Here is a 26,777-nt window from a genome sequence, read left to right on the forward strand (position 1 = left end):
GGCGTCTCACGCGGCCTCGAACAGGCCCATCCGCGCACGCAGCCGTTCTCGGACGATCGGCCATTCGTCGCTCAGGATCGAGTAGTACGCGGTATCTCGGACCGTGTCGTCGGCGCCTCGGCTCTCCGCCCGCCGCACACCGTCGAGGTGCGCGCCGAGGGCTTCGATGGCGGCCCGGGATCGTACGTTCCGTATGTCGGCCTTGAGGGTTATGCGGTGGACCTGCCAGGTCTCGAAGGCGAGGGAGAGCATCAGGTACTTGCTCTCGCGGTTGATACCGGTTCCCTGCGCGGAGGCGGAGAGCCAGGTGTAACCGATGTCCGCCACGGACGGGACATCGCCCACCGCCCCACGAGTACCCGGCGGCCAGGGCATGGGGCCCTGCCAGTACTCCAGGTTCATGAGACGGGTGGCACCGACCACGCGGTCGGTGTGAAGCCACCGGATGGCGAAGGGCATCGTGCGGCCCTCCGCCTGCTCAGCCAGAGCGGCCTCCACATAGGAGACCATCTCGTCCCGGCCATTGGGGACACGAGTGAAGGTATAGGTGGAACGGTCTTCACTCGCCGCGGCGACGAGGTCGTCGACGACCGCGAGGCTGAACGGTTCCAGGCGCACGAGGCGCCCGGACAGGGTGACAGAAGCGGGCATGAGCACATAATGAGGGCTCTTTCCCCTGCTCGATGCCAAACGACACGAGACATCTTGGCGAGCATCATGAGAAGCACCGGCCGCAGGACTCTCCACAGTGAGAAAGAGCAGGTCAGACCCGCTGAATCCGCCCTGGGAACGCGCGTCGCCGACGCGGGGGCCGCGATGCGATCTCACCCCGTCGTGGGGGCCGCGACGAGCGGGGCGCGTACCTGCGGGCGAGGTGGCCGCCGGGTGGTGCGCAGGTCGGCCAGAGCCTCGCTCAGATGGTCCAGCGAGGCCGAGATCCAGGGCAGTTCCAGGGGGTCGGAGGCACCGAGCGCGGCCAGCCGACGCCGCGTCGTCTCGCCGTACAGGAGGCTGGTCGCCACCCGCGTCCGCAGGGCCGCCGGGTCGTCGCCGAAGGCGTGGCCGGGGAGCACTCCGACGCCGTGCCGGTCGAGCAGATACGCCGACAGGTCGGCGGAGGACGCGAAGTCCAACCCGGTGAAGTCGGGGTAGAGGTAGAAGCCGCCCTGCGGCGCGTCCACCCGCACGCCCGCGCGGACGAGCCGCTCGTGCACCGCCCGCGCCACCGTGCCGTGCAGCCTGCGGCTCTCGCCGATCCGCTCGACGAGCTCCGGCGGTTCGGTGTACGCGTACGCCGCCGCCTGCTGGACGGGTGCGGCCGGGCTGGACCAGATCTCGCTTGCGACCGCCAGCAACCGGTCACGCAGCCCCGCGGACGGGAGCCGGGCCACACCGATCCGCCAGCCGCCCAGGGCGAGGCTCTTGCTGAGCCCGCTGGTGATCACGGTCCGTTCGGGGGCCACGTCGGCGGGGCTGAGAAAGCCGGTGGCCGGGGAGTGGACCAGGTCGCGGTAGATCTCGTCGGAAATGATGGTGAGGTCGAGCTCGCGGGCGACCTCGGCGATCCGCCGGATCGTGGACGCCCCGGCCAGCGTGCCGCTGGGGTTGTCGGGCAGTGTGACCAGCAGCGAACGCACGTCGCGTCCCTGGGCGCGGGCGTGCGTGACCGCCGCCGCCACGCGCTCGGGGTCGGGCACCCCGCCCTCGCCATCGGGCGCGGGAACGAGCAGGGAACGCGCCCCGACCAGGTCGGCCTGGGCGGCGTAGCTGACCCAGCTCGGCATCGGCAGCACGATGTCGCCGCCGACCGCCAGCAGCAGGCCGTACAGCAGGGGTTTGCTCCCGGGGCCGCAGACCACCAGTTCCGGGTCGGTGGGCAGACCCCGCCGCGACCAGTAGCCGGAGGCAGCCTCGCGCAGCGCCGGCGCGCCGGCGACAGGTCCGTACCCGTTGTGCCCGGACGCCGCGGCCAGCCGCTCGCGCAGAGCCGGATGAACGGGCAGCCCCGCCTCTCCGAAGGCCAGGTGCAGCACGCGCTCCCCGGCGAGCCGTCTTCGCTCGATGTCCTCGTTGGCCGCCAGGGTGGCGGAAAGGGTGACGTTCATCGTGAGGTCCCTCCCTCGTTGCGGAACGTTCCCAACCCTGATGAGGTAGGGGCGTAAGGACAAGCTTCGGTTCTCGCGGGTGGGCATAAGGAAAGCTGATGCTTGATTTGCGGAGACTCGCGCTGATCTGCGAATTCGCCCGCCGGGGCAGCATCGCCGCCACCGCGGCATCCCTGGGTTACAGTCCCTCGGCGGTCTCCCAGCAGCTGGCCGCGCTGGAGCGCCAGGCCGGGACCGCGTTGATCGACAGGACCGCCAGGAGCGCGGAGCTGACCGACGCGGGGCGCCGCCTGGTCGAGCACGCCGAGCGCATCCTGGCCATGGTGGAGAGTGCCGAGTCCGATCTGTCGGCCCAGGCCGTCACCCCGGCGGGACGGGTCACGGTGACCGCCTTCCCCACCGCCGCGGTCGCCTTCGCGCCCGCGCTGACCAGGACGCTCCGCCGACACGGCGGGATCACCCTGCGGATGGGGCAGGGGCGCTCGGGGCGCGGGATGCGCGAGGTGCAGTCAGGCGAGGTGGACATCGCTCTGATCGACGACTGGTACGGCGGCATACGCGAACCGGACACCATGCGGGTCTTCCCGCTGCTGCGCGATCCGCTGGTGCTCGTGGTGCCGCGCACGCACCGGCTCGCCTCCCCCGACGTCCCCGTCGACCTGCGCGAGCTGAGGGAGGAGTCCTGGATGGCCACCCCGGACGGCGAGCCCTCCCGGCTGGCGGTGGACCGGCTGATGGCCGACGTCGGCGGCCACCGGCCGGTGCCCTGGGAGTTCGAGGGACTGAGCACGATCATCGGTCTGGTCGCCAAGGGCATCGGCATCGCGGCCGTTCCCGCCCTGGCGCTGGCCGCGGGTGTCCGGGGCATCGTCGTCCGCCGACTGCCCGGCCCGCCGGTCGGCCGGACCGTCCACGCCGTCGCCCGATCCTCCAGCGTGCACCGCCCTGCCGTCTCCGTCACCCTCAGGGCCGTCCACGTCGCCGCCAGGCTCCTCGCCGCCGACCTGGAGGCGGTCGAGCCCGTGCCCAGATGACGCCCTCGGGTACACCGGGAGACGGTCGCGCTCCCCTGCCGGTAACGTCGGCGCATGCCTCCCTCCTACGCGCTCGAGCGATTGCTGAACGACGGCGGTGCCAAGCTGGTCGCCGGGGTGGACGAGGTCGGGCGGGGAGCCTGGGCGGGCCCGGTGGCGGTCTGCGCCGTGGTCACCGACCTGTCGGAACCGCCCGCCGGCCTCACCGATTCCAAACTGCTCACCCCCGCCCGCCGCGCCGCCATGGTCGCCGAGATCACCGCCTGGGCGGCCGGTATCGGGTACGGCGAGGCGTCCCACGAGGAGATCGACACGCTCGGGATGACCGAGGCCCTGCGCAGGGCGGCCAGGAGGGCGCTGGCCGGGCTTCCCGTCCGGCCCGACGTGGTCGTGCTGGACGGCAAGCACGACTATCTGGGTGCGCCCTGGCCGGTCCGGTGCGAGGTCAAGGGTGACCTGTCCTGTGTCTCGGTGGCCGCGGCCTCGGTGATCGCGAAGGTTCGCCGGGACACCTACATGGCCTCGCTGGGCTTCTCCGAGTACGGGTTCGCCGAGAACGCGGGTTACCCCTCCCCGGTCCACCAGGCGGCCCTGGCCGAGCTCGGCCCGACGGAGCACCACCGCCTGTCCTGGTCGTACCTGGACGATCTGCCCCGCTGGCGCCACCTCAAGAGGCACCGCAACCCATTGGCCGGTGAGGGCCAGCTCGACCTCTTCGGCTAGCGGCGGACATCGGACATCATCGAAGAGTGCGAATCGGAGTCTTCCTGGTCGCGGCGGGATTTCCCGGCCGGCAACCGGGAGAGGTGCTGCGCGACACCGTGGACGCGGTCGTGGCCGCGGAGGAGGCGGGATTCGATGACGCGTGGATCGCCGAGCACCACTTCATGTCGTACGGCGTCTGCCCGTCGGCGGCGACGCTGGCCGGTGTGGCGCTGGGACGCACCGCCAGGATCAGGGTCGGGACGGCGGTGAGCGTCCTGTCCACCCGGCATCCGGTGGATCTGGCCGAGCAGGCGGCGATCCTCGACCAGGTCTCCGGGGGCCGGTTCTCCCTGGGGGTGGGCAGGGGTGGGCCGTGGGTGGACCTGGAGGTGTTCGGCACGGGCCTGGCGAGGTTCGAGCGCGGCTTCCGCGAGTCACTCGACCTGCTGTGCGAGGCGCTCTCGCGTGACACGCTCTCCGCGAGCGGGGAGTTCTTCGACTTCAGGCAGGTGCCGATGGTGCCGGCGGCCCGGCTTAGGCCGGTTGTCGCGTGCACCTCGCCCGCGACCGTGCGGATCGCCGCCGAACGCGGGCTGCCGATGCTGCTGGGCATGCATGTCGGGGACCGGGAGAAGGCGGCCATGCTCCGTGACTACGGCGCGCTGGTGGCCGGCCCGCTGTCACCGCCCGGTCATGTCGCGGCGGCCGTGGGGTACGTGGCCGACACGACGGAGCAGGCTGTGCGGGAGATGCGGAAGGCCATGCCGCGCTGGCTGGAGCCGGGTCTCGCGGGATACGTACCGGTGGACGGGCGGGCGCGGCCGGTGCGCGACATCGGGGAGTACGTGGACTTCCTCTGCGGGACGCATCCGGTCGGCTCACCCGACCTCTGCGTGACGAGGATCGAGCGGACCGCCGAGGTCACCGGCCTGCGGCATTTGATTCTCATGGTGGAGGGGGCGGGCGATCGCGCCCGCACCCTTGAGAACATCAGACGGCTGGGAGCCGAGGTGCTGCCCAGGCTCTCCGGCCGTGCCCGCCGGGTACGGCGGGCACGGGGAGGAACGGCCTCGGGATGAGGCCGCCGTCAGCAGTCGACGAGCTCGGGCGTCTGGTTGAGGATCTGAGACCTGGCGGTGATGAACTCCGCGTGGGCCCCGGTGGCGGCCGGGTCGAAGACCGCGACCCGGTGGCAGTTCTGGAAGGCCAGCCGCACCCCGAAGTGCCGTTCCAGGGCGCCACGCATGGCGTCGCTGGCGAGCGCGCGCAGGAGCTGGCCGCGGGCGGCCTCGTCCGGCGGTGGCACGGTGTTGTCGGCGAATTCGGCACCGGTATGTTCACGCTGTTTGACCAGGTCGCTGATCAGTGACCAGGCGTAGGGCAGTGAGTCTCTGACGCAGGTGACAAAAGCCGCGTCGTCCACCTCACCGGTCCTGGCCTGGTCGAGAAGATCGTTCGAAACGGTCAGTGACATACTGCGTTCTCCTCTCGGAAGGGGATCAATCAGACACTAGGTCGGGCGTAGTGATCGCTCCATCTAGCGGGAGAGCGACACTCGCGTGGGCCCGAAGACGAAGTCGGGGTCGATCTGAGCCGCCAGATCCTCGCCCGTTGCCCTGTTGGCCCAGGCCTCGGCATTGCGGAGGTGGAACCGCACGGCCTGGCGGCCGAAGCGGTCCCAGTCCTTCTCCTGGGCGTCGAGATGGTCGAGGAGCGTGCCCAGGGCCCGGGAGTTGGCCACCTCGAGGTCGGAGAGGGTGAAGGGGCGGCCCTGCTCCATCGCGCGGATCGCCGCGGAGTGCTCCAGGCAGACGAGCAGGTCGGCGCCGACCTGCTCGCGCAGGAACGACACGTCCCCGGGGCCGTGGATCTTGTTGCCCACCACCGCGATCGGCACGCCGTAGTCGGCGGCGTAGTCACGGTACTGCCGGTAGACGCTCACTCCCTGGCGGGTCGGCTCGACCACCAGGAAGGTCATGTCGAAGCGGGTGAACAGCCCCGAGGCGAAGGAGTCGGCTCCGGCCGTCATGTCGACCACGACGTACTCACCCGCGCCGTCGAGCAGATGGTTGAGATACAGCTCCACGGCGCCGACCTTGGAGTGGTAACACGCCACCCCCAGGTCGTCCTCGCTGAACGGCCCGGTGACCATCAACAGGGGCCCCTCGGGTGCGGCGACGGCGAATCCGGCGTGGATCGGGTCGTTCCGCTCGTCGAGGCGGAGCAGACGCGAGCCACGCCCCGGCGGGGTGGTCTTGACCATCGCCGAGGCCGAGGAGATGCGGGGGTTGTCGCCTCGCAGGTATTCCTTGATCTCGGCCAGGTGTGAGCCCATCGGTCTCGGCAGCGCGCCGTCGGCCACCCCCAGCGCCATGCCCAGGTGCTGGTTGATGTCGGCGTCGACGGCCACGACGGGACCGCCCCGGCCTGCTGTGTATCTGGAGAACAGCGCCGACAGAGTCGTCTTGCCGCTGCCGCCCTTGCCGACGAATGCCACCCTCACGACGACGATCCAATCTGGTTATGAAAATCATTGCAACTCTTGCGAGGGGACCATCATGCCACGGGGGGCGAGGGCGCGTGGCGTGTATCACCGAGCGGAGTGGGAGGGCGCCCTCGCTGCGTACGCGGATGAAAGTGGTCTCTCATGACAAGTACGGATGTGGGTCCTGAGGGAAAACACCTGCCATGTCATGACCGGTGCTGAAGGTCCGCCGTTACTGCTTCGCTCCTTCCTGTATGGACTCGGCGACGGCCTTGGGGGCGGGTAGGGCAGATGTTTGCCATCGACTCCGGTGAGATCCCGGTCGCCCGGGTATCCCACCCCGAGTCGGTTGATCTTGAGCCCCCCGGCGGGATCGTGGACGAGAAGTCAGCAAGGGGCTTTGGTGGTAGGTACCGATACCTGGTCACGTCGCGTTTCCGAGCGGCGAGCCGACGGGTTCGCCGCGTGGGGGGTCGCGCTCGCGATGCTCGCGACGCCGTTGGTCGTCTCCGCCCCGCCCCGGGCCGGGACGGAGACAGCACCGTCCCACCCGGCCACCGTGACGTCTTCGCAGCGATCGGAGGCCGGCGAGAGAGCCCCGTCCGCTCCGGCGGAGGTGACCGAGATGACGGAGGTGGCGGAGGCGGGGGCCGGGGCCACCGAGACGGCCTCGCCCGTTCCTGCCGGGCGGAGGTCTTTGCCCGCTCCAGCGGAGGCGGAGGCGGAGGCGGAGGCGGAGGCCGGGGCCGGGGCCACCGAGACGGCCTCGCCTGTCCTTGCCAGGTCCGGTGGAAGGAGGTCCTTGCCCGCTCCAGCGGACGCGGAGGCGGAGGCGAGGGTCGAGATCACCAAGACGGCCTCGCCCGCTCTCGCCAAGCCCGGGCAGAAGATCACCTACACCGTCGAACTGCGCAACACCGGTGACGCCGACCGGCCGGACTTCGGCTTCACCGACGACCTGTCGGGCGTGCTCGACGACGCGGACTTCGACCACGACGCGTCGGCCACCTCGGGCACGGTCTCCTTCACCGAGTCCAGGCTCACCTGGTCGGGTGACGTGGCCATAGGCCAGACGGTGACGATCACCTACGGAGTCACGGTGAACGACCCTCCGGCGGGGGACATGCGGCTCTCCGGCGAACTGGTCGGTGGCGAGGGCTCCAACTGCGAGGCCGGTTCCACCGATCCCGCCTGCGGCAACCTCGACGCGCCCGGCCTGCCGCTGCTGTACGTCCTCATGACGGCGGACCGGGAGACTGTCGATCCCGGCCAGGTGGTCGCGTACACGGTCACCGTCGGCAATGTCGGCACCGCCGCCTATCCGGGTGCCGCGCTCACCGGGGAACTCTCCGGGGTGCTCGACGACGCGATCTACAACGGCGACGCGCGGGCCACGGGCGGAACCGTCTCGTACGGCGCGTCGAAGCTGGCCTGGACCGGTGACATCCCGGCGGGCGAGACGGTCACCATCACCTACAGCGCGACCGTGAACACCCCCGACACCGGGGACCGGGTGCTGGACAGCGCCGTCCAGGCTCGCGGGGGCGGGACGAACTGCCCCGGCCCGGCACCGGGACCGGCCAGGCCCGGCGAGCCCCTTCCCGTGACGGGCCTCGGCTGTGCGCAGCGGGTCGCGGTGGAGGGTGTGACGATCAGCAGGACGCTAGCGCCGGAGGAGCCCGAGGCGGGTGACACCGTGACCTACACGATCACGGTCACCAACCCGGGGCGGATCGCGTACCCCGGAGCCCGCCTCACGGACGATCTGTCGGGGGTGCTCGACGACGCGGTGTTCGGCGATGTGGAGGCATCCTCGGGCACCGTCAGCTACGCCGAGCCGGTGCTCGACTGGCGGGGTGACATTCCGGCGGAGTCCACGGTGACGATCACCTACCGCGTCACGGTGGGCGACCCTCCTCCGGGCGACTCCGCGCTGCGCGACGAGGTGGTGGGCGTGGAGCCCGAGTCCAACTGCTCCGCGGGGTCGACCGATCCCGACTGCGGGACGGAGCCGGTGGGGATAGCCCCGACGCCGGCCTCGGCATCGGGGGCCGGCCCCGACCGGGAACCGGGGGCCGCCACCGATCCTGTGCCGGAGTCGGCGCCGATCCCCGGCCGGGAACCGGTGTCGCCACCCGTTTCCGATCCGGGGCCGATCCCTTCGCCCACGCGGGTGACCGGGCGGTCTCCCGCGCCGCCGTACGGGCCGGGCTGGGAACGGCCCCTGCCGATCCCCTGTCCCGTCGGCGGGCCCTGCGCGGGACCGGGCCGCCCCGCCCTGCCGTTCACGGGCCTGCCGCTCGGACCGGTCCTGGCGGGGTTCCTGCTCCTCGGGCTCGGCCTGGCCCCGCGGCTGTGCCACCGGCGCGGGACGTCCTGATGTTCCGTTCCTCAACGGAGGCCGTGAACGCGCGGCCGGGAGGCTGAAGCCGTCAGGACGGTCTCCCGTGCCCGGTGTCCGGTGAGGGACACCGCACCGGGAGTCTCCCGCGGGTCAGGCCGGCTGGGACCGGCGGCGACGGCGACGGAGCAGGAACGCGGTGGTGGCCAGCCCGGCCGCGGCGGCGGAGGCCAGTGAGATCGGCAGGACCCAGTCGGTCGTCTCCGGCGAGGCCACGGTGTTGACGTCCGTGGCGCAGACCAGCACGGGGCCGGCCGCGCTCCTGCGGGCGCAGGCGGTCGTCGCCAGGTTCCGCGCCTCCGCTGCCCCGGCGACCGCGCCGACCCGGGCGCTCAGGTGGACGACGGTCTCCTTCCTGGGCAGGACGTTCACGGTCCACGCCACCTTGTCCCGCTCCACGCGGCCTCCGGCGTCGGCCTTCACGAAGGTCATCGACGGCGGCAGGGACTGCACCAGGAGGATGCGCCTCAACCGGGTGGTTCCCTGGTTGCTGATGCGGAGCGTGTACGTGCTCTCCGCGCCGGGAGCGGTGTCCCTCATTCCGTCGTCGATGGAGATGGAGAGTGAGGGGACCGGATCACCCCAGGCCGGCTGCCATCCGACAGCGGGTACGGCGACCGCGGTGAGCAGGCTCAGGCTGGCCAGGCGGCGTTTCATCCTCTTACCTCCGTAGTGACTCTAAGTAATCACTCCATAACAGCATTCCGGCCCTCGTGGGCGCTCTCAACGCGCCGGGTGTGTCGCTCATCAGCGTTGCCCGCCGATCCGCCGTCCGTCAGCCGCAGGCGGAGTCGAGGACGACGGCGTTCGCTCCCGCGCGCTCCCTGCCGCGGTTCCCCGTCGGCACGGCGGGTACGGCGGCGTCGGCCCCGGCGGGCGGGGCCGCCAGGGTGGCGGTGACCTCGCGCCTGATCAGGTGGTAGTCGGGCGCACCCGAATAGATCAGCGGGGGCACGAACTGGAGGCTCCTGATCCTGGAGTTCTTCACCTTCTCCGAAAGCTCGACCAGGTCGGGCAGTAGCTGCCGCGGTATGTCGGTGGAGATCGCGTCGACGGTGGCGGTGGCCAGTCTCTCGAAGCTCTTGAACACCGTCACGGGGTCGGCCTGCTTGGCGACGGCGTTCAGCAGGCATTTCTGGCGGCTCATCCGTACGTAGTCGTCGCTGAAGGTGCGGGACCTGCCGTACCAGAGCGCCTCCTCGCCCGAGAGTTTCCGCCGGCCCGCCTCGATCCGGCCCTCGTTCTGCCTGCCGTACACGATGGGGTCCTTGATTCGGATCCGCACGCCGCCCATCGCATCGACGATTTCCACGAACCCCCTCATGTCGACCATCGCGTAGTAGGAGATGTCGAGCCCGAGGATGCCGCCGATCGTCCTTTTCAGCAGCGAGGGGCCACGGTGCCTCTTACCCAGCTTCGGCGCCATCTCCGGGTAGTCCTCGGCGTACTGGTAGACCTCGTTGAGCATGCCCGGTGTGTAGGGCGGCTCGCCTTCGAAACCGAAGGGAAATCGCTCGCGGGCCGGGCCCGGCGGCATCGGGACTTTCTCCAGGTTCCTTGGCAGGCCGAAAAGCACGGTTTCGCCGGTCCGGGTGTCGACGCTGGCCACGGTCATGCTGTCGGTGCGCACGCCGACCCGGTTGGCCGCCGCGTCCGCGCCGATGAGCAGGATGTTGATCCGCTCCATGCCCTTCCACGGGTCCGTCGGCATCGGCGTGACGCTTTCCGCGAACACCGAGGTCACCACGCTCTGGGATACGTAGGCCAGCCGAGCCACGTAGATCATCGGAGCGGTCACCAGCACGCACAGCAGGCCGACGAGCGCGGCTGAGAGGTACCGGGCCGAGGGAGACGACGACTCCGGCCGCACCAGCAGGTAGGAGTGTATGACCACGGCCACCGCCACGGCGGCCAGCAACATCACGGCGAGCGCGAAGGCCCAGAGCCAGACGGGTTGTACGGCGAGGGCGAGCAGGGCGGGTCCCGCGGTCAGTATGGCGATCGCGGCGGCTCCGGCGAGGGTCAGCTCGACGCCCATCAGAAAGGCGCCCGTCAGGCGGCGGCCCGCCCAGACGTGGGCCAGGCCCCACAGAACGGCCGAGCCCAGTGTCAGTGCCAGACTCGATCCGACGCCTGTCCGCCCCGTGTTATCGGCCATAGCCCTACATCTCCTGTCCGTCACCCCAATACGTCGCAGGTTAGTAACGGTTTCCAGTTGAATGGGCTATGTGGTTGTTCGACGCGCTGAGGGCGGTCGGTCAAGGTTTGTAAACCAGATCACGCCGTCGGGATGACGCTGACCTCCAAATTATCGTCAAAAAGGACACGTAATCGATTTTGGCTGGCAAACGCGGGGATTTCCAGGTAAAGCGGTTAGGAGGTCCCGTGCGTAAAATGATCAGCTCGATTTTGATCGCGCTCGGCTGCCTTCTTGCGCCCCTTACCCTCGTCGCCTTCTGGGCGGCGAACGAGGTGGCGGACCCCGGCGGCTACCTCAGGAACATGGCACCGCTGGCCCGCCACCCGGACGTGCGGGACGCGGTCACCGGCCGCGTCGCCGACGAGATCACCCTGAGGCTGCGCGAGAGGGGCGTCGCGACCGAGGAGGGGCTCGTCCACAACGTGGTGGGTGATCAGGTCGACGATGACTTCGTCACCGCCTGGGTGGAGACCAACAGGCTGGCGCACCGCCGGTTCGTCGCGGCCCTGAGCGCGGAATCCGACATACCACGCGGCATCGGCTACGACCTCGCTCCCATGTACGAACTGGTCAAGCACCGGCTGCGGAGCGACGGTCTGAAAGCCGCCGCCCTCCTGCCCAGGACACCTCTCGTCGTCCAGGTGCTCCCCGCCTCCGGCGTGTCCAAGATCGACCACATCCATGACGAGCTGATCTCACTGAGGTGGGCCCTGGCGGGTATGTCACCGGCTCTGATCGCCTCCGGCATCCTCCTGGCACGCGACCGGTGCGCCGCACTGATCGGTGCCGGTGTCGGCGTGGCCGGGGGCATGTTCACACTGGCGATCGCCATGTCCGCGCTACGTAACGTCTACCTGCCGCAGGCCACCGGCCCAGGAGGCCTGCCGGTCGCCGCCGTGCTCGTGATATTCGACGCGCTGACCGCCTTCCTGAGGAACGGCCTGCGCGTGCTCTTCGTGCTCGGCCTGCTCATGGCGGGGGCGGTCTTCGTCGCCAGGAACGGGCTCATCCGGTACCGGGCCCTCGCCATGTTCGAATCCCGCGCTCACCAGTCGGAGGAGCCGGCGAACGACGTCGCCGACGGCCGGTAGCCGAGGCGGGTGCGCGCCGCGGTGATGTCCAGGGTCCGCTCGACGGCCAGGTGGCCCGCGGCGTAACGCGTCAGCCGGGGCGGGTGCGGGCGCCGGAGCAGCCGGAAGGCGGCCTCGGCGACGGCCGCGACGGGGTCGACCAGCTTCAGGGGCAGATAGTACGGTTCGGCGTCGATGCCGCGCTCCGCGAGGATCGCGCGCAGGGCGTCGTCGAGCACGACGGGCTCGGCGTCGGTCACGTTGAAGACGCCGTGGTCGACGGGCCCCGCGGCGGCGAGCAGGCAGGCCAGGACCAGGTTGTCCACCGAGGTCAGGCTGATCCGCTGGCGTCCGTCGCCCACCGCGAGCAGCCGGCCTCCCCTGACCGCGCCGAGGACTCGGGGAAGCAGCGTGGTGTCCCCCCTGCCGTAGACCGCGTGCGGCCGTAGGATGACCGCCCGCTCCAGGCACCTCTCCGCGGCGGCCTTCGAGGCACCGTAGGCGCCCACGTACCGCCCGACCGGGGCGGCGTCCTCGGTGGCCATCACGGTCGGCAGGAACGGGTCGTAGACGCTCGCCGTGCTGACGTGTACGAACCTGGCGCCGGGGAAGGCCGCGGCCGCGTTGCGGGTGCCGTCGACATTGGCCGCCCAGATGCCGCGGGCCGGCCCCCAGTCCGTGACGCTCCCGGCACAGTGGATCACCGCGTCCACCTCCGGCGGCTCCGGCCGCTCGCCGAGGAGGTCCCACGATGTGTAGGGCGCCTGGCCGACGTGCCCGCCGTCCACTCCGGGCCGCCTGCCGAAGGCGAACACCGTCCAGCCCTCCGCCACGGCCGCCCGGCAGACCGCGCCTCCCACGAACCCCGAGGCCCCCGTCACCGCGACCCGCAAGGCCCCGCCGCCCGGCCTGGAGGCGGTGCCGGCCCGACGCGAGGGGTTTCGACGCTCAGCCACGGCGGGCGACCAGATCCCGCAGGGCGGCCCGGTCGAGCTTGTCGGCCCGCCCCGAGCGGGGGAAGGCGTCGAGCGGCTCGATCCGGTCGGGCAGGGCCGCCGAGTCCACGATTTCGGGAAGTGCCCCGCGCAGCAGGCTCTCGTCGTAGCCGCCGGTGGGCACGACGGCCAGCACGACCTCCTCGTCCCCGGTTTCCGGGTCGGCGAGTCCGACGATCGCGGCCTCGGCCACCCCGGGCAGCGCCGCGATGCCGGACTCGTACAGGCCCGGATAGATGTTGACGCCGTCGCGGAGGATCATGTCCTTCTTCCGGCCGAGCAGGACCAGCCGGCCGGCGTCGAGCCGGACCAGGTCACCGGTGGCGATCTCGCGCAACGGCTCCTCGCCGAGGTAGCACCGCGCGAGGTGGGGCCCCGAGACGAACAGTTCGCCGTCCTCGGCGATCCGGACGCCGACGCCGGGCAGCGGTGCCCCGAGCAGGTCTCCCTCGGCCTGGGCCAGCTTCTCCCGCGCCGACGCGATGGCGATGGGGAGCGCCTCGGTCATCGCGTAGACGGACAGCACCTCGGGGCCGGCCTCGATCGCGCGCCGGAGCACGCCCGGCGGGGCGGGGGCGGCGCCGAGCAGGAGGTAGCGGAGGGTTCCGGGAAGCCTGGGGGTCCGGCGCAGCAGCCTGTCCAGGTGCACCGGCACGGCGAAGGTGTGGGTGGCCCGTCTCGCGGCCAGCTCGGCGGCGAGGTCCCCGCCCCCGGGCAGTGACCAGGTCGCCCCGGCCAGCAGGGCGGGAAGGCCGAGCATCAGCTGGTCGGTGTGCACGATGTCGCCGGGGCCGAGCGGGAACACGCTCCTGAACATCTCCAACCCGGTCGCGAGCGACCTTCGGGTGTGCACCACCCCTCGCGGACGCGCCGTGGTCCCGGAGGTGAAGATCACCGCCGCCGGTTGGTCCGGGTCGGACTCGTCCGCCCGCCGCCCGGACGGGCCGGACGGCGATCGGAGGATCCCGGGCAGCCGCAGCGCCCCCCGGGGAACCCCCGGCAGCCAAGGGCCGGTGTACAGGTGGCGGACGGGCCGGCCGGGAAGCGGATCGGCGAGGTTCGGCAGGAGCAGGCCGCGGCGGCGGGCCAGGCTCCTGAGCGGGCCGCTCAGTGTGTAGAGCAGGGACTCGCTGATCACCCACGCGGGCCGGGTCGCGGCCATGCGGGCCGCGAGCACGTCGGGCGCCAGCCCGGGATCCGCGAGGACGAGCGTCCCGCCCGCCGCGACCGCCCCCAGCGCCAGCGCCACCGCGTCCGCCCCGGGCCGCACCGCGAACAGCACCCCGTCCCCGGGCCGCATCCCCTCCTCGGCCGGCGGTCCGCCCATCGCGTCGCGGACCGCCGACACCCGGCGGGCGAGCTCACCGTAGGTGATCTCGCGGCCCCGGCCGTCGACGATGGCGGTCCGTCCCGGCTCCCGCCCGGCGACGGTCATGATCCCGTTGATGATGTCGTTCACGTGGCGCTGACCCACAGGTGCTCGTAGGTGGGAATGAGGACCCCTCTGGCCGCGCGCCGTCGCAGGACGCGCACCCGGTGGGAGAGCAGTACGGAGGCCACCGCCCGGATCTCCGCCAGGGCCAGCGGGTAGCCGATGCAGAAGTGCGGGCCCGCGCCGAACCAGAGCCTGCGCAGCTCGGGCGGGTGGGGGCGGGAGGGATCGAACGGGCCGTACGCCCTGGCGCAGTTGTGAGTGACGATCAGCACCCTGTCGCCGGGGCGCACCGCGGCCCTGCCGACGCGCGCGGCGGCGGACACCGAGCGGAGCATCAGCGGGGTCGGCGTGGTGACCCGCATGGCCTCCTCGATGACCCGGTCCAGGTCGTCCACCGGGGTCCGGTGGTCGTGCAGGAGGGCGAAGAGCCGGGGGACGAACGTGGCGACCGTCTCGGTACCGGTCAGGAAGAACGCCCCGGCCGCTCCCCTGGCCTCGGTGGGCGAGAGCCCCTGTGCCCGCATCCGGCCCATCACCGTGGACTCGTCGGCGGCCTCGTAGGCGGCCTGCGCGATGTCCCCGATCCGGTCCAGCACCTGCCGGGCGGCCGCCACCTGCCGATCCGACAGCCGCCGCGAGCGGAGCGAGACCATCGAGACGACCCGTTCCCCTTCCGCGAACAGCTCCCTGGCCCGAGCCTCGGAGACCTCGCCCAGCCCGATCACCCGGCAGATCACCGCTCCGGCCATCAGCCGCATGGCGTCCACCAGGTCGACCGCCTCGCCGCGTCCCAGACGCGCCGAGAGGTCGTCGAGCGGCCCGCGGAGCACATCGTCCACCAGCGCCGAGACGTACGCGGGGGTGAACAGCGGCATCAGCTTCCTGCGCAGCGCGAGGTGGCCCGCTCCCTCCATGTTGAGCAGCACGGAGGGGCCGAGCACGGGCGTCCACAGGTCGCCGGGTGATCCGGGGCCGTCCTTGCGGAACCGCTCGTCCATCAGCACGGCCCGTGCCACGGTGGCGTCGTTGACCACGACGCCCAGCCCGGGAACCCGCACCACGGGCCCGAGTCTGGCCAGCAGCCGCAGGAGCGGGTAGGCGAAGGGATGCGCGGCCAGGTAGAGCCGTGTCTCGTGGTTCACCGGACGTCGATCACTTCTGGGCGGTAGTGGTGGTCGGCGTACCAGGCGAGGGTGCCCACGAGACCGTACGCCCTGAGCCTGCGCACGGAGCCGAAGACCACCACGTCGCGGCGTGAGCCGTACGCGGCGGTGAGCATGCGCACCCGGTTGACCAGGGCGCGGTCCTCGTGGACCTCCTCGATCGCGGTCCTGGGGAAGCCGCCCGCGCGGTCGTAGAGGTCCGCGGTGATGGCCAGGGTGGCGCCGGGCATCATCACGTACGGCCCCAGGTAGCGCGGGTCCCTGTTGCCGGGCCGAAAGCGCCCGAAGGTGGCCGCCACCTCCACCACGAACGGGATGAGGCGCCGCTCCCAGAACTTCAGCCGGAATTCGTCGGTCCGGGGGCGCAGCTGGCCGCCGACCATCTCCAGACCGTCATCGAAGGCCCGCCGGATGTTGCGCACCCAGTCGGGGCGGGGCAGGCAGTCGGCGTCGGTCCTGGCCAGATGGGTCGCCCCGTGCGCGATGGCGTGGCGCATGCCGGTGTCGGAGGCGGCGCCCGTGCCCTTCCGGGTCTCGACGATCACCTGGACACCGTGCCGCCGGACGATCTCGGCGGTGCCGTCGGTGCTCGCGTTGTCCACCACGAGCAGCGTGAAGTCCCGATCGTCCTGCTCGGCCAGCGCGCTCAGCGTCGCCTCGATGCCGGGGGCCTCGTTGTAGGCAGGGATGATCACCCAGAGGTTCATCACATCTCCGCCAGGATCACACCGGTGCTGATCCCGCCGCCCAGGCCGAGCAGCGCCACCCGGTCGCCGGGCCGCCAGCCGCCCAGTGCGAGCTGGAGCGGCAGCGTGGTCGAGGCGCAGTTGCCGTGCTCGGGCAGGCTGACCACGAGCCTGTCGGCGGGGATGCCGAGCACCTGGGCCAGGAAGCGCAGGTAGGGCAGCGCCACCTGGTGCACCGCCACGATGGCGAAGTCGTCCCAGGTCAGGCCGGTGCGCTTGAGCGCGTTGAGGAAGATGTCCGGGCCGATCATCTCGAACGCCTCCTTCAACCTGCGCCCGTCGCCTCGGAAGTAGGAGTATTCGGGGTCGCGGGGATGCGCCGAACCGCCTCCCGGCAGGGTGCCGACCGCCCACGCCGTGGAGTCGGCCGCGAAGTCGCGGTAGAAAATGCCGCGTTCCATATCGGCGGCGACCGTGACCGCGGCTCCGGTGTCCGACATCGTGTAGCCCGCGAAGGAGTCGACGAACTGCGCTCGGTCCCTGACCCGCCAGCGGATCGCCCGTGAGGGGATCTCGCCCGAGCAGACCAGTACCTTGCGGTACGCCCCGGACAGGATCAGTGCCTCGGCGATCTGGATCCCGTTGATCATGCTGTTGCAGGCGTTCTTGATGTCGAACACCGGGCAGGAGAGCCCCAGCTTGGCCGCCACGATGTGCGCGGTGGCGGGCTCGACCATGTCCTGCGAGGCCGACGCGAAGACGAGCAGGTCGACGCCTGAGTGGTCGAGGCCGCGCGCCGCCTCGGCGGCCAGGTCCGAGGCCTGCTGGTCATCGCGGGCCACATGGCGCCGTCGGACTCCCGTCAGCCTCTCGACGACGCCTCCGTAGGGCACGTAGCCCTCGATCCGCCGCTCCACATCCGCGCTGGACATGGTCCGTTCCGGCAGATACGTCGCGACGCCCGTGATCCGGGCTTTCATTGATCTCCCTGTACAGGATTTAGTCTCCCTATGTCCCCATGCTCGCGCAATGTATCGAAAAGGTGCAGATTTGTCCTGATCGTGCAGCTGGGGACCGGTGAAACGGCGCGTCTCACACCGGCATAAGCCGGTCATGCAGGGGTAGCCGATCCTGTCGTGAGCGACGTTCAGACAGGGACCGTGACCACGAAGGTCCCCGCGAGGTTGGACCGGCTGCCGTGGTCGCGATGGCACTGGATGATCGTCGTCGGCCTCGGCACCGTCTGGATCCTCGACGGCCTCGAAGTGACGATCATCGGGAACCTCTCCGCCCAGCTGGCCAAGGAGGGCAGCGGCCTGGCGATCACCCAGGCCCAGGTCGCGGGCACGGCCGCGGCCCTCTACGTGGCGGGGGCGTGTCTCGGGGCGCTGTTCTTCGGCTGGCTCACCGACAGGTTCGGCCGGAAGAAGATGTTCATGATCACGATGGCCGTCTACCTGGTCGCCACCGCCGCGACGGCGTTCTCCTTCTCCGCCTGGTGGTTCTTCCTGTTCCGGTTCCTGACCGGTTTCGGCATCGGTGGCGAGTACGCGGCCATCAACTCGGCCATCGACGAGCTCATCCCGAGCCGCCATCGCGGCAGGATCGACATCATCATCAACGGCAGCTACTGGCTCGGCGCCGCCGGAGGCGCGCTGCTGACCGTGCCGCTGCTCGACAACCTCCCGCTGAACATCGGCTGGCGCGTCGCCTTCGGCCTGGGAGTGGTGCTCGGCCTGGCCATCCTGCTGGTCCGCAGACACGTGCCGGAGAGTCCCCGCTGGCTGTTCATCCACGGCCGCGACCGGGAGGCCGAGAGGCTGGTCGACGAGGTGGAGGAGCGGATCGAGCGCGAGGAGGGTATCCCGCTCGACGAGCCCTCGCGGTCGATGACCATCCACCAGCGCAAGTCGATCGGCTTCGGGCGGATCGCGCACACCATGGTCGCCCGCTACCCCAAGCGCACGGTCCTCGGTCTGGCGCTCTTCATCGGCCAGGCGTTCCTCTACAACGCCGTCACCTTCGGGTACGCGCAGATCCTGTCGACCTTCTTCGGCATCGTCACCCACACCGGCTACTACTTCGCGGTCATCGCGGTCGGCAACTTCCTCGGCCCGCTCCTGCTCGGGCGGTTGTTCGACACGGTCGGCCGCATCCCCATGATCTCCGGCACCTACATCGGATCCGGGGTGCTCCTTCTCGGCACGGCCTGGCTGTTCGACCAGGGGGTGCTGACCGCGGTCACGCTCACCGCCTGCTGGTGCGTCGTGCTCTTCTTCGCCTCCGCCGGGGCGAGCGCGGCCTACCTGACGGTCAGCGAGATCTTCCCGATGGAGACCCGGGCCATGGCGATCGCGTTCTTCTACGCGATCGGCACCTTCGCCGGCGGCGTGTCCGGGCCGCTGGTCTTCGCCAACCTGGTCAAGAGCGGCAGACCCGGTGACACGGCGCTGGCCTTCTGTATCGGCGCGACTCTCATGATCATCGCAGGGCTGGTGGAGCTGTTCCTCGGGGTCAAGGCCGAGGGCAGGGGGCTGGAGGACATCGCCCAGCCGTTGAGCGCCAAACAGGGCTGACCGTCCAGCCGGGCTCGCGGCCCCGCCGCCGTCCGGGCGACTTGGTACGATAGTCGTTATCATTTGAGTATCTGTTCAGGAGTTCGCCCATGGAAGTCGTCGCCGGTCTGGACACGTGCGTGACCGTGGAGCCCGACGAGGCCAGGGTGGCGGCGACACGGGATCGTCTTGTCACCCCGAGCGAGGCGGCCCGGCTCGCCGACCTGTTCAGGCTGCTGGGCGACCAGACCCGCGCGCAGCTGCTGTACGCGCTGCTCGAGGCGGGCGAGCTGTGTGTCTGCGACCTCGCCGAGACCGTCGAGGTCAGCGACACCGCCGTGTCGCACGCCCTGAGGCTGCTGCGGACGGCGGGCATCGTGGCCGGCCGCCGGTCCGGTCGGATGATCTACTACCGTCTCGCCGACGCCCATGTCAGGATGCTCCTCGACCTCAGTCGCGAGCACCTCCGTCACGAGATCGTCGAGGGCTGAGAGCGGCCCGTCCGGTTGTCACCGGGGTTCGCCGCGCGGTTCGCGGCAGGGGCGCGGGGCGCAGCGGGTTTCAGGGCCCGTCGTCGCGGCAGAGGAGCACATAAGATCTTTTTTCACGATCTACTGTGATCAGGCTCGCCGGGCTGAACACCGTCACCCGCACCGTGATCCTTTTGGAGGTATGCATGCGTGGTACAAGTCGCGTGTTCGCCCTGACCGCCGCCCTCGCCCTGGGGCTGACCGCCTGCGGCGTCGGCGGGGCGGCCGAAGGCGGGAAACCGGTCGAGCAGTCCGTTTCCAAACCCACGGAGAAACCGGCCGAGAAGCCCGCGGGGCCCGTCACCCTGAAGTACTGGACCTTCTCCCCGCCCGAGGCCGGGCTGAAGGCGGCGCTCGCCGCCTTCGAGGAGGCGAATCCCGGCATCAAGGTCGAACTGCGCACCTTCGACGAGGTCGGCTACCACAAGCGGCTGTCCAAGGCACTCGACGACGACCGGGCGGACAGGGCACTCGACGTCGTCGGCATCCACATCCCGACCATGACCGGCGCGGTCAAGGACCGGCTCCGCCCGGTCGCGGACTGGAAGGACAAGGTCGGCGGCGACCTGCTCGGGGAACTCGACCCGGCCGTGGTCAAGCAGACGGAACAGGCCGCCAAGGACGGCAGGCTCTACTCGGTCCCGATGGGATCCACCGCCGGTGCGGTCATGTACTACGACGCGGCTCTCCTGTCCGAGCTCGGGGAGTCGTTCCCCACGACGATCGCCGATCTCGAATCCATCGTCATGCGGGTCAGGAAGGAGATCCCCGACCTCCAGCCGATCGTCTTCTCCGGCGAGCCGCGCCCGCAGGAGGAACTGCTGTTCACCATCGCGGGCCAGACCCACCCGACCCTCTCCGACGACCTGCTGGCCGGCCGGAAGTCATGGAAGAGCGCCGAGATGGTCTCGGCCCTGACCGCCTATGAGTCGATGTTCGACAGGGGCGTGCTGGCGAGGTCCATGCTGGCCCTCAGGGGCGACGGCCCGGCCGAACTCTTCCGCTCCGGCAAGGCGCTGTTCCTGGTGGACGGCTCAGCTCAGAGCTCGATGCTGTCCACGTCCTATCGCAAGACCGGCAGGGTCTCCGTCAAGAGGATCGGAGCCGGCCCCTTCCCCACTGTCCTGCCGAACGCCAGGCCGGCCGCCCGCAGTACGGCCGAGGTGGGCCTGGCCGTCCCCAGGAATTCCAGGTACGTGGCCGAGGCGGCCACACTGATCGAATTCCTGACCGTGGGCGACGGCGTCTCCAGCTGGGCCGGGGATCTGACGATGGCCCCCGCGGCTGCGGACTTCAAGGTGGAGTCGTCGGTCTTCGCCACCCAGGAGGGTAAGGACGGTTACGCCGCGCTCCAGGAACTCATCCGGGGTGGCGGCTCGCTGAACGTCCCCGACGAGGTGTTCCTGGAGCGCGCGGAGGGCGATGTGATCCTCGACGTCGCCCGCGGCACGCTCACCCCGGAGAAGGCGGCGGACCGCCTGCAGGAGGAGTGGTCACGCAGCCGGTGACGGCTCCGGGTCCGGTGCGGCCTCCACGGGCCGGAACGTGCGGCGGTAGGCCAACGGCGAGACGCCGACGACCACCTGCAGGTGCTGGCGGAGCGAGGCCGCGGTGCCGAACCCGGCCCGCAGGGCGATGCCTTCCACCGGCAGGTCGCTGCTCTCCAGGAGCCGGCGGGCCAGCTCCACCCGCTGCAGGATGAGCCACTGCCCGGGGCTGAGGCCCACCTCGTCGCGGAAGCGCCGGGTGAAGGTACGGCGGCTCATCCGGGCGTGGGCGGCCAGCTCGCTGAGAGGGAGCGGTTTGTGCAGCCGGTCCAGCGCCCAGGCCCTGGTCGCCGCGGTCGTCGTGGCGGTCGGCGCGGGAAGCGGGCGCTCGATGAACTGGGCCTGGCCGCCGTCGCGCCACGGCGGCACGACGCATCGCCTGGCCACCCGGTTGGCCACCTCGGTGCCGTGGTCGCGCCGGACGATGTGCAGGCAGAGGTCTATCCCCGCGGCCACTCCGGCGGAGGTGAGCACATCCCCGTCGTCCACGAACAGTACGTCCGGGTTGACCCTGACCCGGGGGAACAGCTTCTGGAAGTGCTCGGTGTGGCTCCAGTGGGTGGTCGCGGGACGGTCGTCGAGCAGTCCGGCCGCCGCGAGCACGTAGGCGGCGGTGCAGATCGAGACCAGGCGGGTGCCCGGCCGGACGAGCGCGATCGCGTCGGCCACGGGCCCGGTGAGCCGTCCCTCGGTGGAGGCGGAGCCGAGCGCGTGGGTGGCGGGGATCACCACGGTGTCCGCGTCGGCCAGGACCTCGGCCCCGTGGTCCACCGTGATCGAGAAGTCGGCGTCGGTGCGCACCGGGGCGCCGTCGACGGTGCAGGTGAGCACCTCGTAGAGCCGCTCGCCCTCGGGGCTCCTGGCGATACCGAAGATGCGCGGCGGGATGCCCAGCTCGAAGGGGATCACACCGTCCAAGGCGAACACGACGACCCTGTGCATGGCCTGATTCTCACATATGGCGGATGCGGGCCATCCTCACCGGGACCGCGGTGACCGGTGGCGGGGTTCACGGCGCGTCAGGCGCCGGTGCACGAGTCGTGGGTCGCGTCGAACCCCTTCAGGCTCTCGTTGTCGTTGCGGGGAAGCGGCTTCAGGCCCTTCCAGTCGTCACCGATCGTCAGGATGAGCCTTCCCGTGGTCGCCCAGGAGACGGGCCTGGGGGTGGAGACGTTCAGGTCGCGGCTGAGGGTGGGCGCCTTGGCGGTGCCGTTCGGCGAGTAGGCGATCGTGGTCGCCGGGTACGGCTTGTGCGGAGCGTCGCCGATCCTGGCGACGTGGTAGCCCCGTTCCTCCAGCTGGACCGCCACTCCGGTGGCCAGCCCGGACCGCATGGTTCCGTTGCGCACCTCTACCTGGATCTTCGATCGGGGCACCCTGGACTGACCGCCCCTGACTCCGGAGCCGGCGATCGCCCGATCCGTCGCGACGATACGGAACAGCTTGCCGCTCTGTGGCTCGACCCACTCCACCCGGCCCGGATGGACCAGCGAGTAGCGCCACGGGGTGGTGATGAAGTGGATCTGTCCGGCGGCGAGCCCCTCGGCGCTGGTGGCCAGGTCCTTCATGACGCCGGGGGTGAGGCCGGGGTCGGTGGTGACCGACTTCGTCGCCGCGTCCAGGAAGCCGAACAGCCGGGCCGGGTCGGTGAGCGTCTCACCGCTCATGACCTTCTTGACCATGGAGGCGATGAACATCTGCTGGCGCTGGATGCGTCCGATGTCCGATCCGTCGCCCAGGCTGTAGCGGGCCCGTACGTAGCCCAGGGCCTGCTCGCCTCCGAGGTTCTGGCGCCCGGCGGCCAGGTGGAGCAGGGCCTTCTTGTCGTCGATCGCCTCGGGTACACAGATCTCCACGCCACCGACCGCGTCGACCATGTCCTTGAAGCCGGTGAAGTCGACCTTCACGAAGTGGTCGATGTGGATGCCGGTGAGCGATTCGACGGTCTTCCAGGTACAGGTGATGCCGCCGGAGTTGAACGACTCGTTGATCATTCCCAGGTGCGGCTGTTGCCCTGGCAGTCCCTGCCTGGCCCGGCAGGCGGGGAGCTGGACCATCGAGTCGCGCGGGAAACTGATGACCATCGCGTTGTCCCGCTTCGGCGAGATGTGCGCGAGCATGATGGTGTCGGTCCGCTCGCCCGCCACCCGGCCGTACCTCGCGTTCTTGCCGTTTCGCTGGTCCGAGCCGACGATCAGGACGTTCATCGCACTGGTCGCCACCTTGGCCGGTCGGCGTCCGAGGTCCTCCGCGGCGACCTCGACGTGCTTGACGTTGCCGGTCAGCTTGACGTACGCGCCGGCCACGGTCCCGCCCGCCACGAGCAGCACGGCGGTGACGGCGGCCACCAGCCACCACAGCCACCTGCGGCCAGGGCGGAACGAGCGCCGGCCAGGTGGAACCGCCGGCGGCTCGGGGAACGCGCCGATCACTTCGTTGCTCACGTGACTCCCGGGAGGAAGGGCCACGGCGTGCGCCCGTGACCGAGGAGCCGTATTCCGGCCGTCGCCGAGTGTACTGATCTTCCGGTGCGTTGAGATCCTTTACGCGGCATATCCCGTATAGGGGTGCATGTCCTGTTACGATCCGCCGGTGATTATCCGTGACGGGCATCTCGGCGACGTACCGGCTGTCCTGGCGATGTTCGACAGCGCGGTGGCCTGGCTGACCGCCCAGGGACGCACCGGTCAGTGGGGCAGCGAACCGTTCTCGACTGACGCGGCCCGCGTGGAGAGTGTCACCTCATGGGCGACGTCCGGCGGAATGCGCGTCGCCGAACTCGACGGCCGGCCCGCGGGATGCCTGGTCGTGGGCTCCGCGATGCCTTACGTCACCCCCGCCTCCGAGCCCGAGCTGTACGTCCAGGGGCTGGTCATCGACCAGCGGTTCCATGGCCGCGGGGTCGGCTCGGCCCTGCTGGAGCGGGCCAGGGCCGAGGCCGTCGAGCGAAAGGTCGCGCTGCTGCGGGTGGACTGCTACGGCGGCGACGACGGCCGCCTGGTGGCGTACTACGAGAGCCAGGGCTTCACCAGGACCGAGAGTTTCAGGGTCGGCGACTGGCCCGGCCAGATCCTGGAGATGAGGCTCCCCTCCGCGAGGGGCTGAACGGCCCGCGACAGGCGGGGCGGTCCGGTGGCGGTACGCGCGGGCATGTCACGCGGGCGAAATTTCGGTACGAGAGGATTGACCGGAGATCTACCATTATTTGGGGGATTTGTGGTTGGCGCTCTCGATCACCGCTACCGCGGTGAGCATCCAACGCGTACGCTCGCCTATCTCTTCCGGGAGGACCGCCTCAGGCTGCTCGTGGCGGTCTTCGCCTTCCTCCTCAAGCACAGCCCCACCTGGCTGCTGCCACTGATCACGGCCAATGTCGTCGACATCGTGGTCGATCACGGCCCGATCGCGCACCTATGGGTCAACGCGGGCGTGCTGCTCGTCCTGCTGCTCCTCAACTATCCCTTCCATCTGCTCTACGTCCGCTGCCTGCACGGAGCCATCCGCCGGATGGGGACGGACCTGCGTTCCGCGCTCTGCCGCCGCATGCAGCAGCTCTCCATCGGCTACCACTCGCGGGTCAGTGCCGCCGTACTCCAGACCAAGGTCATCCGGGACGTCGAGAGCGTGGAGCAGACCAGCCAGCAGGCGGCGGACATGGGCCTGTCCGCGCTCACCATGCTGGCCGGGGGCCTGGTGGTGATCGCCGTGCGGGTGCCCGCCGCGATGCCGGTCTTCCTGGTGGTCGTACCCGCCGCCGCGCTGCTCGTGATGCGGATGCGCACCCGGCTGCGCGACGACAACGAGAGCTTCCGCCGCGAGGTCGAGCAGCTGTCCACCCGGGTCAGCGAGATGACCACGCTCATCCCGATCACCCGCGCGCACGGTCTGGAACAGGACGCCCTGCACCGCGTCGACGGCACGCTGACCAAGGTGCTGCGCAAGGGGCTCCGGCTCGACCTGCTCAACGGCAGCTTCGGCGCGCTGGCCTGGATCCTGCTCAACACGCTCGGTGTCGTCTTCCTCGCCGGCTCCGCGCTCGTCGCCTACTACCAGGTCATCCCCATCACCGCGGGCGACGTGGTCATGCTCACCACCTTCTTCGCCACCCTCACCTCCGCCGTCACCTCCCTGCTCAGCCTCACCCCGGTGATCAGCAAGGGACTGGCATCCGTACGGTCCATCGGCGAGGTGCTCCAGGCGCCCGACCTGGAGCACAACGCGGGCAAGGAGCAGGTCGTCTCCGTCGGCGGCGAGATCGAGTTCCGTGACGTCGAGTTCTCCTACGGCGAGGACGCCGCGGTCACCGGCTTCAACCTCACGGTGGCCCCCGGAGAGACGATCGCGCTGGTCGGCCCGTCGGGGGCGGGCAAGTCGACGGTGCTCAACCTCGTCATCGGCTTCGTGCGGCCCACCTCCGGCCGGATCCTGCTGGACGGGCGTGACATGGAGACGCTGGACCTGCGGACCTACCGCAGGTTCCTGTCCGTCGTACCGCAGGAGTCGATCCTGTTCGAGGGCAGCATCAGGGAGAACGTCACCTACGGCATGGCCGGCGTCCCCTCCGACAGGGTGCGGCGGGCGCTCCAGGACGCCAACGCGCTGGAGTTCATCGACCGGCTCCCCGCCGGCCTCGACACGGTCGTCGGCGAGCGGGGCGCCCGTCTGTCGGGCGGCCAGCGCCAGCGTCTGGCCATCGCCCGAGCCCTGATCCGCGACCCACGCGTGCTGATCCTGGACGAGGCCACCTCCGCCCTGGACACCCGCTCGGAGGCGCTCGTCCAGGAGGCGCTGACCCGCCTGGTCGCCGGGCGCACGGTCCTTGTCGTCGCTCACCGGCTGTCGACCATCCGCGGCGCCGACCGCATCGTGGTCATGCGCGAAGGCGGGATCCAGGAGATGGGCACCCATGACGAGCTGATGCGGTTGCGTGGTGCCTACGCCGGGCTGCAGGGCGCCCAGCTCGCCTGAGCGCCTTCCGGCCGTCCGTTTCCCACGGACCAGCCGGTCCCGGAGCGGTCCGTCCGGGAACATGAGGAGGGTGCGGGACTCATGTCCCGCACCCTCCTGCCCTACCGAGGTGGGGTCAGCCCGCGGCACCCGTCCCGGACGGGTAGATGCGGAGCCAGTCCACCTCCATCCACGCCTCTCCCGAGCTGCCCTGGCCCGGGAACCAGTCCAGCTGCAGGCAGACCGACATCGAACTGCGGGTGGCGTTGCCGGAGCGGAACCACTCCTGCCCGTCGATGTAGCCGACGACGCTATTGGGGGTGATCTCCACGGCGTAGGTGTGCCAGGTGGTCATGTCGATGTTGGCGTGGGCCTGCTCCTGTCCCTGCGGGGTGTGCAGGAAGAAGTTCGGCCGCTGCCTGTTCGGATCGTCGATGACCTCCAGGAAGTCCACCTCCTCGCCGGTGGAGCTCTGTACGTTGCCGCCGCCGTCCTTCGGCCACAGCAGGGCGACGGGATGGTACGACCCGGCGCCCGGATACAGGCGGATGCGGGTCTCCCAGCGCCCGTAGGCCTGGGCGTGACGGGCGGCCAGCCCGGCCGTGGTCCCGTCCTCACGGCCGTACAGGTAGAGCGCCCCGTTGCCGAGGTAGAGCTGCTGCGGAGAGCGGCGGCCGTTACCCGCGTGCCCGGCCGAGTCGTAGAACACCCAGTCGGACTCGTTGAGGTAGTCGTCGAACTCCGCGCACCAGGACGGCGTCCCCCAGTTGAGGGCTTGCGCGGCGCTGGCCTCGCCGGTCGTGGCGGGGGCGCAGGGCGCCGCGGAGACCACCTCTCCCTGGGCCGCGCTGAGGGTGCTCACTGCCAGCGCGGCCACCATGCTGAGTACGGCCACCCGCACGTGGGATCTGGTGATCAT

The 26,777-nt window shown here is 70.5% G+C and carries 24 protein-coding genes; 10 read left to right on the top strand and 14 right to left on the bottom strand.

The features are described from left to right. Window positions 1–6: 6 nt before the first annotated feature. Both ACFQVD_RS32265 and ACFQVD_RS32270 read right to left on the bottom strand, forming a co-directional pair. Complete coding sequence (locus tag ACFQVD_RS32265) at window positions 7–651, bottom strand: GNAT family N-acetyltransferase (RefSeq protein WP_343971647.1); 645 nt, start codon at window positions 649–651, stop codon at window positions 7–9. A gap of 173 nt (window positions 652–824) precedes the next feature. After that, window positions 825–2,105 carry a pyridoxal phosphate-dependent aminotransferase gene (locus tag ACFQVD_RS32270; protein ID WP_343971644.1) on the bottom strand — a complete coding sequence of 427 codons (1,281 nt, stop codon included), beginning with the start codon at window positions 2,103–2,105 and terminating at the stop codon, window positions 825–827. 98 nt (window positions 2,106–2,203) lie between these two features. On the opposite strand from ACFQVD_RS32270, the gene ACFQVD_RS32275 reads away from it, so the two are divergent. The 3 genes from ACFQVD_RS32275 to ACFQVD_RS32285 are packed head-to-tail and all read left to right on the top strand — an operon-like array spanning window position 2,204 to window position 4,923. Continuing rightward, window positions 2,204–3,139 carry a LysR family transcriptional regulator gene (locus ACFQVD_RS32275; protein WP_343971641.1) on the top strand — a complete coding sequence of 312 codons (936 nt, stop codon included), beginning with the start codon at window positions 2,204–2,206 and terminating at the stop codon, window positions 3,137–3,139. A 54-nt stretch (window positions 3,140–3,193) separates the two neighbouring features. Beyond that, entirely contained in the window at window positions 3,194–3,862 is a 669-nt protein-coding gene (locus tag ACFQVD_RS32280) for a ribonuclease HII (RefSeq protein WP_343971638.1), read from the top strand. Between the two features lie 26 nt (window positions 3,863–3,888). Beyond that, window positions 3,889–4,923: an LLM class flavin-dependent oxidoreductase gene (locus tag ACFQVD_RS32285; RefSeq protein WP_343971635.1), complete on the top strand. Its 1,035-nt coding sequence runs from the start codon at window positions 3,889–3,891 to the stop codon at window positions 4,921–4,923. Window positions 4,924–4,931: 8 nt separating this feature from the next. Here ACFQVD_RS32285 and ACFQVD_RS32290 read toward each other — a convergent pair whose 3' ends face one another. Together ACFQVD_RS32290 and ACFQVD_RS32295 are read right to left on the bottom strand one after the other, a co-directional pair. Beyond that, window positions 4,932–5,318 carry an SCO5389 family protein gene (locus ACFQVD_RS32290; protein WP_343971632.1) on the bottom strand — a complete coding sequence of 129 codons (387 nt, stop codon included), beginning with the start codon at window positions 5,316–5,318 and terminating at the stop codon, window positions 4,932–4,934. 63 nt (window positions 5,319–5,381) lie between these two features. Beyond that, window positions 5,382–6,347, bottom strand: a complete 966-nt coding sequence (locus ACFQVD_RS32295; RefSeq protein WP_343971629.1) for an ATP-binding protein — start codon at window positions 6,345–6,347, stop codon at window positions 5,382–5,384. Window positions 6,348–7,131: 784 nt separating this feature from the next. Here ACFQVD_RS32295 and ACFQVD_RS32300 point away from each other — a divergent pair. Continuing rightward, window positions 7,132–8,709, top strand: coding sequence for a DUF7927 domain-containing protein (locus ACFQVD_RS32300; RefSeq protein ID WP_343971626.1), 1,578 nt, complete (start codon window positions 7,132–7,134; stop codon window positions 8,707–8,709). A 114-nt stretch (window positions 8,710–8,823) separates the two neighbouring features. Here the strand turns inward: ACFQVD_RS32300 and ACFQVD_RS32305 are convergent, their stop codons facing one another. Further along, a complete protein-coding gene (locus tag ACFQVD_RS32305; RefSeq protein WP_343971623.1) occupies window positions 8,824–9,387 on the bottom strand; it encodes a hypothetical protein in 564 nt (187 codons plus the stop codon). 118 nt (window positions 9,388–9,505) lie between these two features. Further along, on the bottom strand, window positions 9,506–10,888 hold the full coding sequence (locus tag ACFQVD_RS32310) for an LCP family protein (protein WP_343971620.1): 1,383 nt from the start codon (window positions 10,886–10,888) through the stop codon (window positions 9,506–9,508). Between the two features lie 227 nt (window positions 10,889–11,115). Here ACFQVD_RS32310 and ACFQVD_RS32315 point away from each other — a divergent pair, with 227 nt between their 5' ends. Further along, window positions 11,116–12,021, top strand: coding sequence for a hypothetical protein (locus tag ACFQVD_RS32315; RefSeq protein ID WP_343971617.1), 906 nt, complete (start codon window positions 11,116–11,118; stop codon window positions 12,019–12,021). On the opposite strand, the gene ACFQVD_RS32320 is transcribed toward ACFQVD_RS32315, so the two are convergent. The 5 genes from ACFQVD_RS32320 to ACFQVD_RS32340 are packed head-to-tail and all read right to left on the bottom strand — an operon-like array spanning window position 11,976 to window position 17,259. After that, complete coding sequence (locus tag ACFQVD_RS32320) at window positions 11,976–12,956, bottom strand: NAD-dependent epimerase/dehydratase family protein (RefSeq protein ID WP_343971614.1); 981 nt, start codon at window positions 12,954–12,956, stop codon at window positions 11,976–11,978. The two genes, ACFQVD_RS32315 and ACFQVD_RS32320, sit on opposite strands and share 46 nt — an antisense overlap. After that, window positions 12,949–14,454, bottom strand: coding sequence for a class I adenylate-forming enzyme family protein (locus ACFQVD_RS32325; RefSeq protein ID WP_343971611.1), 1,506 nt, complete (start codon window positions 14,452–14,454; stop codon window positions 12,949–12,951). The genes ACFQVD_RS32320 and ACFQVD_RS32325 overlap by 8 nt, the downstream gene beginning before the upstream one ends. After that, window positions 14,451–15,572 (bottom strand): cytochrome P450, encoded by a 1,122-nt coding sequence (locus tag ACFQVD_RS32330; protein WP_343971608.1) that lies wholly within the window; start codon window positions 15,570–15,572, stop codon window positions 14,451–14,453. The genes ACFQVD_RS32325 and ACFQVD_RS32330 overlap by 4 nt, the downstream gene beginning before the upstream one ends. Continuing rightward, window positions 15,569–16,300 carry a glycosyltransferase gene (locus tag ACFQVD_RS32335; protein ID WP_343971605.1) on the bottom strand — a complete coding sequence of 244 codons (732 nt, stop codon included), beginning with the start codon at window positions 16,298–16,300 and terminating at the stop codon, window positions 15,569–15,571. Before ACFQVD_RS32335 ends, ACFQVD_RS32330 begins: the two co-directional genes overlap by 4 nt. After that, window positions 16,300–17,259: a 3-oxoacyl-ACP synthase III family protein gene (locus tag ACFQVD_RS32340; protein WP_343971602.1), complete on the bottom strand. Its 960-nt coding sequence runs from the start codon at window positions 17,257–17,259 to the stop codon at window positions 16,300–16,302. Before ACFQVD_RS32340 ends, ACFQVD_RS32335 begins: the two co-directional genes overlap by 1 nt. Before the next feature lie 180 nt (window positions 17,260–17,439). On the opposite strand from ACFQVD_RS32340, the gene ACFQVD_RS32345 reads away from it, so the two are divergent. The 3 genes from ACFQVD_RS32345 (at window position 17,440) to ACFQVD_RS32355 (ending at window position 20,872) form a co-directional block, all read left to right on the top strand. Further along, window positions 17,440–18,855 carry an MFS transporter gene (locus ACFQVD_RS32345; protein ID WP_343971599.1) on the top strand — a complete coding sequence of 472 codons (1,416 nt, stop codon included), beginning with the start codon at window positions 17,440–17,442 and terminating at the stop codon, window positions 18,853–18,855. An 89-nt stretch (window positions 18,856–18,944) separates the two neighbouring features. After that, a complete protein-coding gene (locus ACFQVD_RS32350; protein WP_343971596.1) occupies window positions 18,945–19,325 on the top strand; it encodes an ArsR/SmtB family transcription factor in 381 nt (126 codons plus the stop codon). 185 nt (window positions 19,326–19,510) lie between these two features. Beyond that, complete coding sequence (locus tag ACFQVD_RS32355; RefSeq protein WP_343971593.1) at window positions 19,511–20,872, top strand: ABC transporter substrate-binding protein; 1,362 nt, start codon at window positions 19,511–19,513, stop codon at window positions 20,870–20,872. Here ACFQVD_RS32355 and ACFQVD_RS32360 read toward each other — a convergent pair. Both ACFQVD_RS32360 and ACFQVD_RS32365 read right to left on the bottom strand, forming a co-directional pair. Continuing rightward, on the bottom strand, window positions 20,858–21,853 hold the full coding sequence (locus ACFQVD_RS32360) for a GlxA family transcriptional regulator (protein ID WP_343971590.1): 996 nt from the start codon (window positions 21,851–21,853) through the stop codon (window positions 20,858–20,860). The two genes, ACFQVD_RS32355 and ACFQVD_RS32360, sit on opposite strands and share 15 nt — an antisense overlap. A gap of 77 nt (window positions 21,854–21,930) precedes the next feature. Continuing rightward, on the bottom strand, window positions 21,931–23,355 hold the full coding sequence (locus ACFQVD_RS32365; protein ID WP_343971587.1) for an LCP family protein: 1,425 nt from the start codon (window positions 23,353–23,355) through the stop codon (window positions 21,931–21,933). A 148-nt stretch (window positions 23,356–23,503) separates the two neighbouring features. On the opposite strand from ACFQVD_RS32365, the gene ACFQVD_RS32370 reads away from it, so the two are divergent. Together ACFQVD_RS32370 and ACFQVD_RS32375 are read left to right on the top strand one after the other, a co-directional pair. Then, window positions 23,504–24,016, top strand: coding sequence for a GNAT family N-acetyltransferase (locus ACFQVD_RS32370; RefSeq protein ID WP_343971584.1), 513 nt, complete (start codon window positions 23,504–23,506; stop codon window positions 24,014–24,016). Between the two features lie 111 nt (window positions 24,017–24,127). Beyond that, complete coding sequence (locus tag ACFQVD_RS32375; protein ID WP_343971582.1) at window positions 24,128–25,879, top strand: ABC transporter ATP-binding protein; 1,752 nt, start codon at window positions 24,128–24,130, stop codon at window positions 25,877–25,879. 115 nt (window positions 25,880–25,994) lie between these two features. On the opposite strand, the gene ACFQVD_RS32380 is transcribed toward ACFQVD_RS32375, so the two are convergent. Beyond that, a complete protein-coding gene (locus tag ACFQVD_RS32380; RefSeq protein ID WP_343971579.1) occupies window positions 25,995–26,777 on the bottom strand; it encodes a glycoside hydrolase family 16 protein in 783 nt (260 codons plus the stop codon).

Source organism: Streptosporangium amethystogenes subsp. fukuiense (genome assembly GCF_042665875.1).
In the GTDB taxonomy this organism is placed as follows: domain Bacteria; phylum Actinomycetota; class Actinomycetes; order Streptosporangiales; family Streptosporangiaceae; genus Streptosporangium; species Streptosporangium fukuiense.